Source organism: Flavobacterium sp. HJ-32-4 (assembly GCF_022532105.1).
Taxonomy (GTDB): Bacteria; Bacteroidota; Bacteroidia; order Flavobacteriales; family Flavobacteriaceae; genus Flavobacterium.
The window spans coordinates 2263280-2281701 of sequence record NZ_CP092832.1 but is presented as its reverse complement, the minus strand read 5'-3'; the positions used below and the strand labels follow the sequence as shown (position 1 = coordinate 2281701).

Here is an 18422-nt window from a genome sequence, read left to right as displayed (position 1 = left end):
CTTACTTTTTAATCAATTGTGTTGCCGACTTCGATTTATCTGTGGTAACGGTAATGATGTACGTGCCCGCTGCAAGGCCGGACACATTCATACTTCGTACATCATTTCCATTTTGTCTAAGCAATTCTTGCCCGAGGGTGTTGTATACCGACACGGACGTAATCGCCTCTCCCCTTTTCGATTCCATATTCACAACATCGTTTGCCGGGTTTGGCCAAAGGCGAAACGAACTATCAAACTGGGAATCAACCCCCATCGTCGCGAAGGTTGTCGTCGCCGTATTCGTAATTACCGGCGGATTAAAGTTGAAATAGATGCCGGCTGTATTGCTCACACTGTCGCCCAGCACCAGCGTCGGTTTGGTTTTGATACGGAACAGCACCCAGCCATCGTTGTTGGCATCGTCGAACGGTAACATGATGTTATTGAAGATGAACTCGACCTTATTGCCGGTGATGCGGGTGGTGAAGGCATGGCTTCCGTTGAGCGGCTCCAGGGTAGAAATATCGAACTTCGCAGTATCGATCAGATCTTCGACGATGACATTCTGCGCCCAATACGTCCCGGTGTTTTCGAAGCGAATGAGATAATGCAGGTACTGTCCGGCCATTTCGGGTCCGATCGTTTCTCCTTCCAGACAGGTCTTGTCATTGGGGTCAAACGGGTTGACGACGGTTTGCGATATGGTCGTGGTATTATTGGCCGGGGTTTGCTCGTTCGCCACTGTGACCGTGGCAGTAAAGGAAAGAATATCTCCTAAATTGAGTGGCGGGGAAGCAGTGGGCGTATTCATCAAAAAGGTGGCGGTGTAGGCCTTCTCTGAGAAGGGAAGGATATTATTCGCGTTCCAGGTCAAAACCCCCGGATTGGCCGTTCCCGCAACAGGTAAAGACTGGGAAAGGTTCATCAGGTTGTCATCGAACAGCAGCTTGAGTTGGCCACTGAGCGCGACGGTACCCCGATTGCGGACTATTACTTTGTAGGTCGTATTGAATCCCGGCAGGGCAATACCCATTGGTACTACCAAGACTTCGGCGTCTTTGATAGGGCCTATGGCTGTAGCGCAGAAATTCTGGACGAAGGGAGAAGCGGCATCGGGGAACGTTACGCTGGCCGATGACGGCTCCTGGAAAACGAGATAAGGCGATGGCGCAACCGGATTTACGATAAACGTTCCGGAGCCCAGATGGTCCAAAAGGTAATTACCGGATTTGTTGCTGTATAGTACGGTGGTATCCTCGCTATCGGAAACACTGAGTTTCTGAAAGGGAATTCCCGGACTATCCGACAAACAGCCAAACGTAAACTTGCCTTCAATGATATTGGTAGCACCAGGAGTGAAAACACAATAGGAATTAACCTCCGCGGGTTGTGGAAATGCATTGGCGACCTGCTGGATCGCGGGCACATATTGCGGGTTGGCGCAGATGTAGGCAAGGGAAGAATTCCCATTAATCGCGAAACTACTCGGGTCGTTCCAATTCAGTAAGGGATAGGTCCCTTTGAAGGAGAGGTACTGTAATTGCGTATTCCCCTTGCACGAAAGTGAAGAAAGTGACGGGCTTGCATTATCGAAATTCAGTGACGTGAACGAATTGTATCCGCAAATCAAGTTTTGCAATACCGGAAATTTAGAAAAATCAATATCTAAAAGATCGTTGTGTGCGATATAAAGGTCTTGAAGCAACGGGTAAGTCGGCCAGGAATGGATGTCGATCAGCACATTGTTGTTACATATCAACGTATAAAGTTGGGTGGGGCCGACAGAAAGTGACGTCAAATCATTGTATTGGCAATAAACGGAATACGCATGTGGTACGGCAAGCTGCGTCAGATTATTATACTCGCAGTGAACACTTGACAGCAATACCTGTGGCGAAAAAACCAGGTTGGTCAATTGGTTGTGATCGCATTCAAGTTCTAGAAGATCGTGCTGTGATGACAAATCGAGGGAAACCAGGTTGTTGTGCTGACAATACAACTCCTTTAAGGTGTTTTGCACAGGTAACCCCAGTAACGTCAGATAATTGCTCTGACAAAGCAGTATCTCCAGGCCGGTCAATCCTGTAGCATCCAGTGAAACAAGTTGATTACTTTCACATTTTATGACGTGAAGCGCCGGAGCGGTATCCGGTAGCGTGAATGACTGCAATTGGTTAGCGCTACATGCAACCGACTCAAGTAACGAAAGTCCCGAAAGATTGAGAGTCGAAAGGCTGTTGTAACTACAATCGAGTCGCCTTAAGCCGGGAGGTAAGGGGCCGAGTACCGTTAGGTTATTATGATGACAGTTTAGCAACTCGAGTAATGATAATCCAGAAAGATCAATACCCCCTAAATAATTGTTTTGACAATTAAGAAACCTCAAACTTTGGGGTAGCGGTCCCAAGACCGTCAAAGGATTGTATCCGCAATCCAGTTCTTCAAGGTTTGTGAAATACTGTACCCCTTCCAAACTTGCAATACTCGAGAAAGATACATCCAGACTATTGGCGCCATTCGCTTCCGAAACTTCAACTTCGCCGTTATTGTTAGCGTCAAGAGCAATAGCAACCCCATTAATGTCACGCACCGCTCCATACCCGTTCATTGGCGGCGCGAGCAACTTCGCCTTGAAATTCGCGTCCGGAATGTTCACGATCTGCGCCTGGGTTACGCCAAACGCCAATAACAACAACGGGTAGATTTTTTTCATGTCTTACTTTTTAATCAACTGCGTCGAGGATTTCGATTTATCTGTGGTAACGGTGATCACGTACGTACCCGCTGCAAGGCCGGATACATTCACATTGCGCAAATCACTTCCTTTTTCTCTAAGCAACTCCTGTCCAAGCGTATTATATACGGATACAGACGTAATCGCCTCTCCCCTTTTTGATTCCATATTCACAACATCATTTGCCGGGTTTGGCCAAACACGAAACGAACTATCGAAATGGGAATCAACACCCATCGTCGCGAAGGTTGTCGTCGCCGTATTGGTGATCACCGGTGGATTAAAATTGAAATAGATGCCTGCCGTGTTGCTCACGCTGTCGCCCAGCACCAACGTCGGTTTGGTTTTGATACGGAACAGCACCCATCCGTCGTTGTTGGCATCATCGAACGGTAACATGATGTTGTTGAAGATGAATTCCACTTTGTTGCCGGTGATACGGGTGGTAAAGGCATGGCTGCCGTCGAGCGGTTCCAGCGACGCGATATCAAATTTGTCGGGGTCAATCACATCCTCCACCCGAACGTTGATGGCCGGATAATTGCCATTGTTCTCGAAACGAATAAGATAATGCAGGTAGTTTCCGGCCATTTCGGGTGCGATAGCATCGCCTTCGAGACAGGTTTTATCATTCGGATCGACGGCGTTCACGACGTCCTGGTTCAACACGGCGAAGTTGTCGTCGGGCGTCTCTTCACCTGAATTACTGGCGGTAAGCCCAAACGAAAGAACATCTCCCAAATCAAGGGACGGGTTTTCAACGGGTGAATTTAAGTTCAGGACAACCGTGAATTCTACCGACGTCAGCGGAAGAAGTCCCGTAATAGCCCACTCTAATGACCCTTCAGCAGCCAGGCCTGCAGGCACCGATGACACATAGTCAAGCGTCGATTCATCAAACGCCATCACCAGTGTACCATTCTCAACCTGGTTGCCCTGGTTCAGCACTTTTATCCTGTAAGAGGCGTCAAAACCAGGCACGGCAGCGCCCAGCGGAAGTAGGCTCACGCGCAGGTCATGATGCACGCCTAAGGGCGCGATACAAAAAGAGGGATTGGCGATGGTGCCTGCGTCGGGAAAGGTAATGGTGGTGCTCGCAGGCGAAATGGTAAAATAAGGATGGGCGAAAGACGGTGTCAGTGTATGGGTGCCGACAGGAACCGAAATCGAGAAATGCCCGTTTTCATCCGAAATCAACGTCGCGCTGGTCTGCCCATTTGAGATGGTAAAATTCAGATTGGGGAAGGGTACATCAGCTTCCGTACAGCCATCCATCGCGCTGTCAAACCGCTGGGTGCCCTCTATAAGATGAAAGTCCCCGGGTGCATACACACAATACGAATTAACTTCCGCAGCATACGACAGTTCTTCCAATAAGGTCTGGAAATAAAGCACCTTGTCAGGATGCGCACAAACATACGCCAGATTAGGATTACCCGCGAGAGAAACGCTTCCGATCTGGGTGTTGGCCATAAGATAGGCAAGTTGGTTATTGCTGCAATCCAACGTCCCAACTTCGGGAAGGCTTAGCACATCCAGATAGGGAAACAGATTGTTCGAGCAATTTATCGCACCATACGCATGGCTACCTAAATCTATCGATGTCAAGGAGTTATTGCTGCAATCGAGGGTAATCAGGTTTTGAATCCACGATACATCCAGGTTGGTAAGCGCGTTAAACGAACAGTCCAGATGGTTAATACTGCTGTTGGTCCATTGTGGAAAATAAACAAATGCATTGTGGTCACACTTCAGAAGATCCATCTCGAGACCGGCCGCCAGCGAAAGTGATGTCAACTGGTTGTAACTGCAGTCGAGGCGCCAGAGCTCCGGAACGGGTATCGAAAGGGACGCCAATTGGTTGTGATGGCATTTCACCTGTAATAAAGTCTCTCCGTTCGGCACATATAATGACACCAATTGGTTGTAAGAACAATCTAACAGGCCCAACTGATGGGCAGAACCCGGCGTTGACAACGAAGCGAGTTGGTTATGGGCGACCTCAACCCAATACAGGTTTGAGGCATTGCTGGGAAAGGTGATCGAAACCAACTGGTTGTAATTCGCTTGCAGATTGTTCAGATTCGGCACCTGCGACAGGTCAAGCGTAGTGAGCTGGTTATAGGAAAGGGAAATCGCCTCAAGAACGGTCACCCCGCTCAGCGTCAAAGAGGTCAGGTTGTTGTTATTTGCATTCAGCATACCCAAAACCGGCGCATTAAAGACCGACAACGAGACGAGCTGGTTGTGGTCGCAAACTAAGTCGACTAGCGCCGGAGATGAGGATATCGTCAGGGAAGTAAGCTGGTTGCCGCTACAATCAAGTTGTTCAAGACTTGTAGTACCGGCGACATTAAGCGAGGTAAGGCCCAAATCAGCGCAATCGATACCTATCAACGACGTCATGTTGCTAACATTCAGTGTACCAAGACTGCCGTTCGAAACTTGAAGGTATTGGAGATTGGAAAATGACTTGATACCCGTCATATTGTTCATTGTCAAACCCGAAAGATATAAGGCATAAATGGCCTGGGCCTCCAACACCTGTATTTCGCCGTCGCCATTTGTATCCACTACCACGGAATTACCATCGAGATCCCGCCCAACCGGCGTGTTGACGAGCGCCGACTTAAATACGGGGTCAAGAATAGTCACAATTTGCGCCTGCGCTACGACAACAAACAATAAAAAAAAGGGGTAAAATTTTCTCATACAATATCTTAGGTTACATACTACAGACGTTGCAACGGGAATCCGGTCAGATGTATGCCGCAATAGCTGGTACCGAACAAAAATAAGAAATTCCCTGTAGCCAACGCCCCACGGATACGCATTTGCCCGGTATACTTGCTTTTAGAGAATCGCTTCAACGCCGCAAAGCAACACCGACCTCCTTTCACCTGTAGGAGTTTAGGGTTCAGGGTTCGTGGTTCGTGGTTCGTGGTTCATAGTTCTTGGTTCGTAGTTCATGGGTCACGGTTCGTAGTTCATGGGTCCTAGACGGGTCATCGTATAGGGATAGAGTATGGATACTGTATGGATACTGTATGGATACTGTATGGATACTGTATGGATACTGTATGGATAAAGTATCAATGGTGACAAATTACTAACCCACCCCCTAGGCGCCCTCCATTTCTTCTTTTCCTACCTATCGCAATTTCTCAATTCCTCAGTTCCTCAGTTACTCAGTTACTCAGTTACTCAGTTACTCAGTTACTCAGTTACTCAATTCCTCAATTCCTCAATTCCTCAATTCCTCAGTTACTCAGTTACTCAGTTACTCAATTCCTCAGTTACTCAATTCCTAATTCCCAACCCTATACGCCACCAACGACCGGTTATTCAAAAACACCGTCAAATAACCCTTCTGCCCCGGTTGTAACGGCACCTCGAAATAGGTGGCATCGCCCTCGCGGGATACCTCCACCCGGTTCAGGTAGCGGTCGCCATTGAAGCAATACCCCAACACCGCGTCGTCGGGTAATCCGTTGAACCGAAACGGAATACGTACTGGTCGATCCGTTGCCAGGCACCCTGCTGTAGGTGATACCAGCTCGCATTCCGACTGCAGATAGGTGCTGTAATACAAAGGCAGGCGGGCAAACTCGTTGGGTGACGGAACCGTTGACGCCAACCGGGTATCCTCAGGGAAATGGTTAAGGAAAAAACGCTCGGGCGGTGTGCAGAAATACGCCGGGTTGAACCGACGCACGAATTGCCCTTTCTCATTGACATTACCCGCCGCCCAGGTCACATCCACCAACTGCCAAACCCCTTCGATTCTGACGGCATTCCACACGTGGTTGCTTTTCGCAGGCAAACGGCCAATTTGTGACAGGGTACTTTTAGCGGTTCCGGAAATGTCGATACAGTCGATACCCAACTCGTTGCATACGGTCCGAAACAGCGCGGTATAGCCCTGGCAGACGGCCTTGTGGCTCCGAAGTGTTTTCACCGCCAGGTCCGCCGTGAACCTGCGCTCCTGCGCCTTCCGGTCGTTTTCCGACTTATACCAGAAGGCTACTTTTCCGCCGCGGGCAATCTCGCGATACAGCGGCATGTCATAGTCGATATGGGTCGCCATCCAGGTGAATAGGCCGCGGACGCGCTCGGGTTCGGTTTTGAAATCAGCCGAAAGTCGCTGCGCCAATGCCGTCGGGGAGGCAAAAGAAATGGGATAGGATTGGATCGTTTTGTCTACTTTTTGGTAGTCCTGTGCGTTCGATCCCCACGACAGGAAAAGGAGGGCGATGCATAGCCATCCTAATAGCCTCTTCATCTTCATAGTGGGTCGACACGGCTAGAATCGTGCCTATTATAACAACGAAAAAACGGCTGGATTATTGGCGGCTACACGGTTATCTTCCGTACGACGCCCGTTCCGATAACGCGGTCACCCTGTGTAAAGTCGAAATCAAGTCCGACATACAGTTGCCCGGCAATAGCGGCGCCGTCTGGCAAGGTCATATCGGCCGAAACGGAATCTCCGGGATAGACGTTTTCCACATCACCAAAATCGAGATGCGCGTTCCAGACAAGATTCGAAAAAGGAAAGGAGACTCCCACGCGATGCCCCGACGAAATAGGCGATTGTCCTCCGACTTCCCGTTCAGGAAGAAATTGCAGCAAGGCCGAAAAGCGGGGTTTACCCGTTCGCTCGTCCATTAGACGTTGAAGCGGAAGTGCATCACGTCGCCGTCTTTTACGATGTATTCTTTGCCTTCCACACGGAACTTACCGGCTTCCTTGACCTTGGCTTCCGACCCATACGTTACGTAGTCTTCATACGCGATGACTTCCGCACGGATAAACCCTTTTTCAAAATCGGTATGGATGACACTCGCGGCTTTAGGGGCCGTAACGCCAATTGGGATGGTCCAGGCACGGACTTCCTTGACGCCTGCAGTGAAGTAAGTTTGTTGTTTCAGAAGTTTATAAGCCGCCCGGATCAACACGGAGGCACCCGGCTCGCTCAGACCGAGGTCTTCCAGGAACATCTGCCGCTCTTCGTAGGTTTCCAGTTCGGTGATATCGGCTTCCGTTCCTACCGCCAAAACAATTACCTCGGCGTCTTCATCCTTCACCAGTTCGCGTACCTTATCTACATACGCATTACCGGTGGCAGCAGCCCCTTCGTCGACGTTGCAGACATAGAGTACGGGCTTGGTCGTGATGAGTTGGAAGCTTTCCATCAATTCCTCTTCCTCTTCGTTCTTCGGTTTCACCGTCCGGGCCGACTTCCCTTGCAACAAGGCCTCGCGGATGCGCTCAAGCAGGGCATCCTCCGTTATAGCTTCTTTGTTACCGGTTTTAGCGGCACGCTTGGTTTTCTCCTGGCGCTTTTCCACCGTCTCAAGGTCTTTGAGTTGCAACTCGATATCGATGGTTTCCTTGTCACGGATCGGGTTCACGTTCCCGTCTACGTGCACGATATTGTCGTTATCAAAACAACGAAGTACGTGGATGATCGCATTACATTCGCGGATATTCCCAAGAAACTGGTTCCCCAACCCCTCGCCCTTCGAAGCGCCTTTTACGAGTCCGGCGATATCAACGATCTCAACCGTCGCCATCACCACACGCTCTGGCTTGACGAGTTCTTCGAGCTTCGCGATACGTGGATCGGGTACGTTGACGACGCCGACATTAGGTTCGATCGTACAGAACGGAAAGTTCGCGCTCTGGGCCTTGGCGTTAGACAAACAGTTGAAGAGAGTGGATTTTCCGACGTTCGGCAACCCGACGATACCTGCTTTCATGAGATAGTTTTTGCGGTTGCAAATATAGGCGTTTCCCTCGATTGGACGAACGAAGAAGACGAGGTTAAAAACCGAAGCCGAGTCCGAACGACACACGCCCACCTTCCGGTGACATGAAATAGGATACTTTCGCCGTCACGATATCGATACCCGTGAGCCAAAGTCCACCGCCATACGACGTGTGCCAGGTGTCGGATACTTCGCCCGGCAACCACACCCGGCCGTAATCAAAACCGCCCAACACCCCATAGCGCAACGGCAACACGCTGCGGCGGATCTTCCCGATTTCATATCGAAGGTCGGTACTCTGGAAAAACGACTGTTTCCCCGAGAAACGCTGGGCCCGGAATGCCCTGACGTCATAATCACCGCCGATAGTGGCCATCTGGTAGAACTCATAGTCGTCGCTGAACAGGAAGCGGGCTTTCGCCTGCGAAGCGGCTACGAGCCGTCCGTCGGGTACCAGTTTGTGGGTAATCGACAGCGACAACGTGGCATGGGGCACCTGGCGACGCGTATCTTCGAGATTCACCTTCCATCCGGCTTCAGCCAAAAAGGCGAGTCCGAGCGTAGGCAACGCCTCACTGTCATAATTCCGGAAACCATACCCCACTGCCAACCCGGCGAACTGTTGTTGGCTGAACACGTCCGACCTGACAAGGCCTGTCGAGATAAAACGCCCTTCTGTCGCCTGCACGGCGTACGATTCATACAGCGCCTGTCCGTACACGAAAAAACCGTTATCTGCTGTATACGTAAGACCGGGTACCACTGAAATGGACTGGCTTTTCACGCGGTTGTAGTCGAGTCCTTCCGACTTTCTGGGATCAACAGTTTCGTTGCCGTACCCAAAGAAATTAAAACTGAAAACCGGCGAGGAGTAGCGCGCATCGAGCCCGAAACGCCACTTACGTAAGCGGCTGGGGAATTCCCCGTTGTACATCACTTCATATCCTTTGGTAGCGAAATAGTAGTTACCCCGCACGATGTGCCGCTGCGAAAACGGATTTCGGTAGAAGCCATTCACCGTCAACGCCAACCGTGCCCCTATCTTGACGCCATCATCCGGGTTGTAACCCAGATACGGCAGTTTTCCCATATAACTGTATTTCGGCCGACGGTAATCATAGCGGTTCAAATCGTAGTCATGTGTCATCGACAGCCGTGCGCGACCATCCGTTTCGATCGCCGTTTCCGGCGTGGGCGAATCATAGACCAAAACCCGGCGTCCGTTCTGGATGTGGTAGGTGTCGTCTTCACTGCCGCCCACAAGCCGCACCTTTGCGCCTGGTTTTCCTCCGTCGTTCACTTCGAAGACATCCTCGCCTCCAAGTCCATACAGCCAGATTTCGCGGGTTTCCTTTCGTGGATAGGTGTGCCGCACGCGTTCTTCCCATCCTTTTTTCGTTTCGTAATACACGACTACCTCTGTCGCGCCGTCGGTTTGGCGTGTCACCACGAATCGGTCGCGTTTTTCCGTTCCTACGATCGGGACGGTACGGCGCAATACGCGGTAATATTCAAGGGCATGCCGACGCAGTTTGTCCCGGCGGCTTTTCAATCGTTTCTGGATTTCACGTGCCGAGCCGTCCTGCATTTCCGGGGGAAGATTGCGGAATGCGTCCTGTATCGTCTTATCGGTCAGGTTTTTGTCGATGTAATCCGCCTGCATAAGCCAATCCTCCGCCGACGCCCGGGTGATCAGCGCCAGGTCAAGCGTATAGGCTTCCGCATTGAGCCATTTTACATTGTGGATGTCATCGCGAAAGGTCTTCATGTGGCGCAACGGCGGCGTACTCAACACCAGCGGCAGCAACGCCCCTCCGTATTTCGGGAACACCTGGTCGCGGTCGCGCGGGATGGGCTTGTAGACGACCTGGCCTTTTATGTTGTAAGCGCCCCAACGCCATTGGGCTTGCTGACGGTCCCAGTCGCCCAACAGCATGTCGAAAAGCCGCGCGCGGATGTAGGCGTTCTCGTCAATGCGGTGTCGGTTGTCTTTGCGGATGTTCGCCAACACTTCTTCCGTACTCACCAACGCATCCGGCTTTCCGAAACTGGCCAGTTTCTCGAAACCATCGTCCGCCCGCTCTTCGATCAGGTAGAGTTCATCGCCAAATGTTTCATTGAATTCGCCCAACGCAGGCTGGCGCGGCACATAATACAACCGCGGATTACTGTAGGCCACGCCGATGGCCGCCGCAAGGTCATCCACCACCAGTGCGGCGTAAGGATGCGACGAGGTATAAAAATCCATCATGAAATCGGCCACATACGTCTCCTCCAGGTCATTGGCAATATAGACATCGCGAAACGCCGTCTTCTGCAGGAAACGCGCGGGCGGTTTCCGCAACGCCCGCATTGAATACAGTCTGCCGTTACGTCCTTCGAGCTTCAATGCCCGCGACTGCTCGCCGCCCGATAACTCTACCGGACGTAAACCACCGTATAACGTGTCGAGTATAACTGTACGTGCATTTACCGGGCGCGAATAGAGTCCGCGATAATGCTTCCCCCATAAAAAGGAATGGAAGCCACTTTTTGTCGTCTCTTTCGGTGTATAAATCGCGGCCTTGGTGTATTTCGGAAATTGACGGGAGAACGTCTTCGGTTGGATCTCCGTCCGCACCGGTGTCACCAAATGGCGGTATAACACCTCTTCTTTTCCGTTCCGAAGGGCGTAATAGGTTACCACGCTTTCGCCTTTCTCATAGACCTGCAGGGTCGCGTAGCCCGTACCTCCATACGAGAAATCCTCGTGCCAGATGGCCCGCGCGGCTTCGGTTTGGGAGAGGGCGCCACTGATGATTTGCTGCAGGCCATTGCGCTCCAGGTATTGCAGGTTGCGTTCATGACCCGACACCACCACCACATTGGGCTGTCCCTGCAATAAGGTGGTAATGCGACGGATAAACGCCGTGTAGGAGCGATTGCGTAAGTCACCCGGATTCGTGCCCGACGCACTGCGCACCAGGTTGAACGCACTGCCCACTACCGGAAGCGGAATAGTTGCGTCGAAGGGAAAGAGTTGTTGTTGCCATGAATACTGCCCGCCATTTACACCATTACTCATCAACGGATGGTGCATGGCGACGATCACCAGACGATGCTGGTTTTCTTCGAGACGCGCTTCGAGGTTTTCGAGAAAATCGTCGCGCGTTTTGAGGTCGCAGTCATCGTTCAGCGAAGGATTCTCGTCCCAGTTCTGCAGGTACCATTGTGAATCGATCAGTAACAGGGTAGTGTTATCGTTCACTGCCACCTCCTGTATCGGACAGCCCTTTTCAGGAAGGAAACTGCCTTTACCGAGTCGTTCGGTGATGTAACGGGCCTCGCGCAGGAGTGCGTCCTTCCCTCCCCTTTCCCAATCGCCATCGCCCGGTAGGAAAATGGTACGGCCGCGAAACGAACGGGCAAGGCCGATTTGCGCGTCGATTTCGTTTTGAGTGAAACGTTCAGTAGCCTTTGGATTCACGTTATCGCCGAGAAACAGCAAGATGCTTTTGGAAGAAGCGGCAGCGAGGCGTTTGCGGAACAGGCTCCACGCGCCCGAAACCGATACGCTGTCAACCGCTCCGGCATTTCCGGTCAGAAAAAAGGTATGCACCAATTTCGATTTGGCGAGTGTGTCGCTGTTGACGGTGTAGTCGCGCTTTCCGTACTGTACCTTTTTGGTGGCACAGGACGCGAAGAGACTGACAAAAAGGGCAAGAAGAAGGAGGCGTCGTACAGACATAGGAAGTGGCGGGGAGCTGGGTATTCTCCCTGGTCAAAAGTACGGGCAGACAGTGAACCGTGTCTTCCATAATTGACGACCGATGTTACAACTTTCCATAATGCAAGATCGGATCGGAAAGCTGTAACGCACCGGTCGACACGTTTGCCCAAATTTGGTTGACGTGGTACAATCCCCGCGCACATACCCATGAAAGCAATCTGGAAAGGGAACATCAGTTTCGGACTCGTCAGCATCCCCATTCGCCTTTTTAGCGGCTCAGTGTCGCACCGGATCGATCTCGACATGATACGCAAGAAAGACAAATGCGAGATCCAATATGTCAGGGTCTGTAAGAAAGACGGTAAGGAAGTCGCCTGGGACGACATCGCCAAAGGCTACAAACGCGACGACGGCGATTATATCATCATCGACGAAAAAGACTTCGCGAAAGCACTTCCCGAAAAAACGCAACGCATCGACATCTTTGAATTTGTCTTAGAGAAAGACATCCCGTCACAATACCTCGAAAAGCCGTACATCGTTGAACCGGCCAAAGAAGCGCGCAAAACCTATGCCCTGCTGCGGGAGGCGTTGCGAAAATCAGGAAAGGCCGGACTCGCGAAATATGTGATTAGAAGCACCGAGCACCTCGGTATCCTCAAAGTAGAAGACGACGCCATCCTGCTGATACAGATGCGTTTCGACCAAGACCTTCGCGATCCGGCGGAGGCCAATATTCCCGGCGAAATGAAACTCGAAAAGAAGGAACTCGATATGGCCTTATCCATCGTCGACCAGATGACAGGTGACTTTGAGCCGGAAAAGTACAAGGACACGTACAAGGAGGAATTGCTGAAAATCATCCGCCGGAAAGAAAAGGAAAAACCGGGCAAGAAGGCCGTGAGCGCCGATGCGGAAGAAAAGCCCAAAGCCACGCGCGGCGCTTCCGACGATTTACTCGAACAGTTGAAAGCCAGTTTGGAAGCGATTAAGAACTAAGCTATGGGACTTTCACGCTATAACGCAAAACGCGATTTCAGGAAAACGAGCGAACCGGAAGGCACACCGGACCAAGCAACAGGAGCATTGCGGTTCGTCATACAGAAGCACGCCGCGTCGCACCTGCATTACGACTTCCGGTTGGAGATCGACGGCGTATTGGTCAGTTGGGCCGTACCGAAAGGGCCTTCCCTCGACCCTACCGACCGACGGCTCGCGATGCACGTAGAAGACCATCCGATCGACTATATGCAATTTGAAGGCACGATATCCAAAGGCGAATACGGCGGCGGCACCGTAATGGTTTGGGACATCGGCACCTACCGCCCGGAAGGCGCCGATAGGCCGACGGATAAGGATACGGCCTTGATGAAGAAACAGTTACGTGAACGTTCCATTAAGATTGTATTGGAAGGCACGAAACTGCAAGGTTCCTGGCACCTTTTTGAAATGAAAGAGGAACAGTGGCTGCTGATGAAAGCGGACGACACCTTCGCCCGGAAAAAAGGCACGTTCGATGAGACGTCGGTGCTCACCGGACGCGATTTTGACGCCATCGCAGCCGGGAACGACGTCTGGCATTCCAATCGAAAGGACAGCTCCGCACCAAACTTTACCGCCGAGGATGTGGAAGGGGCCGAATACCTGAAAACCATCCCCGACGACTGGCGCCCGCAGAAAGCGACCCTCTCCGACGCACCGTTTGACCATCCCGACTGGATCTTCGAACCGAAGTACGACGGCTATCGGGCTTTCGCGCGTTTACAACAACAAAAAGTAGCGTTGATATCCCGTAATGGGTTGTCATTCAACAAAAAATATCCCGAGATTATCTCCTCCCTCCCCACCGATCGCGGCGACATGTTGCTTGATGGCGAAGTCGTAGTGGAAGACGACGAAGGACGAACCCGATTCCAGTGGCTGCAACATTATGAGGACACGCAAAAAGGCACGCTCCGTTTCTATGTGTTTGATATTCTTTATTTTGGCGGATATGATCTGCGGAACCTCGACCTGATGCGACGGAAGAAGATACTGGAAGCGGTCTTGCCGGTCAGCGACCGCATCCGGCTGTCGCCCTATACCGAAGAAAAAGGAACGGACGCCTATCGAAAGGCAGAGAAAGCCCAGGCGGAAGGCATTATCGCCAAGCGGAAATCCTCGCGGTATGTGGAAAATAAACGATCAAAGGACTGGCTGAAAATCAAGACGAAAAACCAACAGGAAATGGTCATCGGTGGCTTTACCGAACCCTCGGGCAGCCGCGTCGGAATCGGGGCCTTACTCGTTGGGCATTATGATGCTTCCGGAAAACTGGTTTTTGCGGGCAAGGTCGGAACCGGATTTTCCGATGACGATCTCCGTGATTTGCGAAAAACCCTTGATAAACTGGAACGGAAAACCGCACCGTTCTCCACCATCCCGAAAGAAAAGGGTGCACACTGGGTGACACCCTCCCTGGTAGCCCAATTGAAATTCTCCGAATGGACGGAAACGGGTAGTTTGCGGCATCCGGTGTTTTTAGGGTTGCGGGAAGACAAAGATCCGAAACAGGTCATTCGGGAGACCGCTTCAAAAGAAACGACGATTCCTAAAAAGTCGAGTACAACTATCAAAAAATCAAATAAAATGAAGACATCATCTAAAGTGGAATTTTCAAACCTGGATAAGATCTTCTGGCCGGTTGAAAAGATCACCAAAGGCGATGTAATAGCCTATTACGAAGCGGTGGCCGACGCGATGTTGCCCTATCTGTTCGACCGGCCGCAGTCGCTACGGCGCACGCCAAACGGAATAAAAGATGCCGGTTTCTTCCAGAAAAATGTGGAGGGAATGGTGCCTGATTGGGTGCGTACGGAAGCTGTTTTCTCGGAATCCAACCATGAGGACATCACCCTGATGCTATGCCAGGATAAAGATACCTTGCTCTATATGGCCAACCTCGGCTGCATTGAAATCAACCCGTGGAGCAGTCGGATCGGAAGCCTTGATCATCCCGATTACATCATCTTTGACCTTGATCCGCAGGGCGTCGAAACGAAAAAAATCGTCAGGGTATTGAAAAAACTGAAGGAATTCCTGGATACGCTTGAGGTGCCTGCGTATGTAAAAACGTCAGGCGGCAAAGGGATTCATGTGTTTATCCCTGTAAAACCGAAATATACATACGAGCAAACCCGGACCTTCTCGCATATCGTGAGCCAGATGGTAGAGCGTGAATTACCGGATGTCGTGAGCCTCGAACGGATGCCCGACAAACGTAAGGCAAAGGTCTACCTCGATTTTCTGCAAAACGGAAGGGGTAAAACCATGGCGGCGGTCTATTCCTTACGGCCGCGCGAAGGTGCTACGGCAAGCTGCCCCTTATCGTGGGACGAAATAGACGAAAGCCTCGACCTGAAAGCCTACAACATACACACCGTTCCGAAACGCCTTGTGAAAGAAGGCGACCTGTGGAGCGGGATGTTCGAGGAAGCCATTGACTTAAAAGAAGTATTGAAGCGACTCTCGTAAGCTCATTATATTCCAACAAAAAAGCCAACTAAAAAGTTGGCTTGTAAAAACATATTGGAAATATATTTTTAGATCGCGGTTACGTTTACGGCGTTAAGTCCTCGTTTACCTTGTTCAACGGTATACGATACTTTGTCGTTTTCGCGTACCCGACCATTCAGACCACTCACGTGTACGAACAAATCGTCATTGCCATTGTCTGGCGTAATGAACCCGAAGCCTTTGTCTTCGTTGAAAAATTTGATTGTTCCTTCTTGCATAAAAATAAAATATTAAGCGTCAAAGGTACATCTTTTAAATTATTTTCAACGATTTTTTAAAAATATTATAAAAATAAAAAAGAACAGCCGTGTGTTATTCTTTTTTTTCAACGGCAGACCGCCCTCGGATGTCGCCGCAACGACGGGTTAACGCTATGGCTTGTCCGCCTTTTTCTCCGCCTGCTCCGCTACCAACTTCTCCCAATGCGCCTGTACCACATCGTAATCGATGGGAAATGCCGGTGCCTGGGGTTCCAATCGGCCGCTGGCAAAGGCCCGGGTAAGGATGGTTTCAATGAGGTAATCCTGGTTGACCTCCATCGGTTGGTAGGTCGTGCGGAGGTTGATATCGAAAAGCTTCGCGGTATTGTTCGACCAAAACGCTTTCCAACCGCTTTTGTACTCTTTGATCAAATCGTAGGTGGAACTTCCCGTTTGTCGGTGTATGAGCTTGACGAGAATCTGGCCGTCTTTTCGCGAAAGCTTCTTTAGCTGCGGTTCAAACTGCTCTTTGAGATACTTCTCGACGATTTTCTGGTACTTCCGTTTTTCCTTCGAACTCTTCATTTTGTCCATGCCTGCGTTGAGTCCGGTGAGGCGTGTAGCCGCTGTCTTCGCGTACGGATATACCTTATAAACACGTCGTTGCAAAATCAGGAACTGTTTCCGGAACTCCGCGTCAAGGGCCGCTTGCTTGGGATCGATATACACATCCGGCAGGTCGAGTTTCATGGAAATGGTATCGGGTTGCTGAAGGTATTCATCCCCCTTCTCTACCTGGGCAAAACCGACAAATGACACACAGCCGAAAACAAAAGACAACACAAGTTTTTTCATGGGTAAACGGGTTGTTCCAAAATTAAAAATCCCTTATCAACTCTGGTGCCAAATTGTTATTTTTAGCAAAAATTATTTACATGCACACGCCCATTCTTACCGAACGTTCACTTTCCTTTCTCGAAACCTACCTTAATAATGCCTCTCCGACCGGTTATGAAGCGGAAGGACAGAAATTGTGGATGGACTATATCCGTCCGTATGTCGACACCTTTATTACCGATACCTACGGAACAGCCGTGGGCGTTTTGAACCCCGATGCGCCGTATCGCGTGGTCATCGAGGGGCATGCGGATGAAATCTCCTGGTATGTCAACTACATCACTGATGACGGGCTTCTCTACGTCGTACGAAATGGCGGATCCGACCACCAGATTGCACCATCCAAACGCGTCCATATCCATACCCGGAAGGGCATCGTCAAGGGCATTTTCGGGTGGCCGGCCATCCATACGCGTCACCGTGATAAGGAAGAGCAGCCGAAAATCGACAACCTCTTCATCGATATTGGGTGCGAAAACAAAGAACAGGTGGAACAGAAAGGCGTTCACGTCGGCTGTGTCATCACGTATCCGGACGAATTCATGGTGCTGAACGATGATAAGTTCGTCGCCCGTGCCATCGACAACCGTATGGGCGGCTTTATGATCGCAGAAGTCGCGCGATTACTACATGAAAACGGGAAAAAATTGCCGTTCGGACTCTACATCACCAACTCCGTCCAGGAGGAAGTAGGACTTCGCGGAGCCGAGATGATTACGAACACGATCAAGCCCCATGTGGCGATTATCACCGATGTGTGCCATGATACTTCGACGCCTATGATCAACAAAAAGATAGAAGGTGATACGAAGATTGGACGCGGACCGGTGGTCAGTTACGCACCCGCCGTACAGAATAAATTACGCGACCTGATCGTCGATGCAGCCGTTGAAAAGGAAATCCCGTTCCAGCGGCATGCCTCATCGCGGGTAACCGGCACCGATACAGATGCGTTCGCCTATAGCAACGGCGGCGTGGCCTCAGCGCTGATTTCACTGCCGTTGCGTTATATGCACACAACAGTCGAGATGGTGCACCGTCACGATGTCGAGAATGTAATCAGGCTTATCTATGAGTCGTTGTTGAAAATAGAAGCAAACGAAACCTTCTCGTACTTCAAATAAAAAGAGAGGCGCCGTCTGCAATGCATCCGGCGCCTTCCCACCTAAACAACTAAATCCTTATTTTTTGGCGGCCTGCTCAAGAAGCTCCACTGCTTCTGTGGCATTTGCTTCTTTGGCGTAATCAAGGGCTGTTTTGCCGCGCTCATCTTTCGTGTCGAGTCGTGCACCTCTTTTGAGCAACAACGTTACGATTTCCGTCTGGTTGTAGTGTGCGGCATACATCAGTGGGGATATGCCCCGTGCTGTTTCGTTGACGTCGGCACCGTATTCGATGAACTTTTTGACGACATCCACATCGCCTTTGATGATGGCGAAGCAGAGCGGTGTGCCGTTTGGATGCCCCTGATGTGTCAGGATTTGCGGAGATTCAATGGTGGCGGCCAAGGCCGTGCCCGTTACGGACATGACGAACATGCCCAGGCAAATGATTGCTTTTTTCATGATTGATGA

At 50.8% G+C, this 18422-nt stretch carries 12 protein-coding genes; 3 read left to right on the top strand and 9 right to left on the bottom strand.

Annotation, left to right across the window (positions count from 1 at the left end):
- Position 1: 1 nt before the first annotated feature.
- The 6 genes from MKO97_RS09510 to MKO97_RS09485 form a co-directional block, all read right to left on the bottom strand.
- Positions 2-2695, bottom strand: a complete 2694-nt coding sequence (locus MKO97_RS09510) for a T9SS type A sorting domain-containing protein (protein ID WP_241102983.1) — start codon at positions 2693-2695, stop codon at positions 2-4.
- A gap of 3 nt (positions 2696-2698) precedes the next feature.
- Positions 2699-5428 (bottom strand): T9SS type A sorting domain-containing protein, encoded by a 2730-nt coding sequence (locus MKO97_RS09505; protein WP_241102982.1) that lies wholly within the window; start codon positions 5426-5428, stop codon positions 2699-2701.
- 595 nt (positions 5429-6023) lie between these two features.
- Positions 6024-6998: a transglutaminase domain-containing protein gene (locus tag MKO97_RS09500; RefSeq protein ID WP_241102981.1), complete on the bottom strand. Its 975-nt coding sequence runs from the start codon at positions 6996-6998 to the stop codon at positions 6024-6026.
- Between the two features lie 71 nt (positions 6999-7069).
- Positions 7070-7384 (bottom strand): hypothetical protein, encoded by a 315-nt coding sequence (locus tag MKO97_RS09495; protein WP_241102980.1) that lies wholly within the window; start codon positions 7382-7384, stop codon positions 7070-7072.
- A complete protein-coding gene (gene ychF / locus MKO97_RS09490; protein ID WP_241102979.1) occupies positions 7384-8478 on the bottom strand; it encodes a redox-regulated ATPase YchF in 1095 nt (364 codons plus the stop codon). Before ychF ends, MKO97_RS09495 begins: the two co-directional genes overlap by 1 nt.
- 64 nt (positions 8479-8542) lie before the next feature.
- The gene (locus tag MKO97_RS09485; protein ID WP_241102978.1) at positions 8543-12214 is read right to left on the bottom strand and encodes a metallophosphoesterase; all 3672 of its coding nucleotides are present in this window, start codon (positions 12212-12214) and stop codon (positions 8543-8545) included.
- A gap of 189 nt (positions 12215-12403) precedes the next feature.
- On the opposite strand from MKO97_RS09485, the gene MKO97_RS09480 reads away from it, so the two are divergent.
- Together MKO97_RS09480 and ligD are read left to right on the top strand one after the other, a co-directional pair.
- Positions 12404-13195 (top strand): Ku protein, encoded by a 792-nt coding sequence (locus tag MKO97_RS09480; RefSeq protein ID WP_241102977.1) that lies wholly within the window; start codon positions 12404-12406, stop codon positions 13193-13195.
- A gap of 3 nt (positions 13196-13198) precedes the next feature.
- Positions 13199-15709 (top strand): DNA ligase D, encoded by a 2511-nt coding sequence (ligD, locus tag MKO97_RS09475; RefSeq protein ID WP_241102976.1) that lies wholly within the window; start codon positions 13199-13201, stop codon positions 15707-15709.
- Between the two features lie 68 nt (positions 15710-15777).
- Here ligD and MKO97_RS09470 read toward each other — a convergent pair whose 3' ends face one another.
- Complete coding sequence (locus MKO97_RS09470) at positions 15778-15969, bottom strand: cold-shock protein (protein WP_241102975.1); 192 nt, start codon at positions 15967-15969, stop codon at positions 15778-15780.
- A gap of 153 nt (positions 15970-16122) precedes the next feature.
- Positions 16123-16806, bottom strand: coding sequence for a DUF4294 domain-containing protein (locus MKO97_RS09465; RefSeq protein ID WP_241102974.1), 684 nt, complete (start codon positions 16804-16806; stop codon positions 16123-16125).
- An 80-nt stretch (positions 16807-16886) separates the two neighbouring features.
- Between MKO97_RS09465 and MKO97_RS09460 the strand changes: the two genes are divergently transcribed.
- Positions 16887-17972 carry a M42 family metallopeptidase gene (locus MKO97_RS09460; protein WP_241102973.1) on the top strand — a complete coding sequence of 362 codons (1086 nt, stop codon included), beginning with the start codon at positions 16887-16889 and terminating at the stop codon, positions 17970-17972.
- Positions 17973-18029: 57 nt separating this feature from the next.
- Here the strand turns inward: MKO97_RS09460 and MKO97_RS09455 are convergent, their stop codons facing one another.
- Complete coding sequence (locus tag MKO97_RS09455) at positions 18030-18413, bottom strand: ankyrin repeat domain-containing protein (protein WP_241102972.1); 384 nt, start codon at positions 18411-18413, stop codon at positions 18030-18032.
- Positions 18414-18422: the final 9 nt, after the last annotated feature.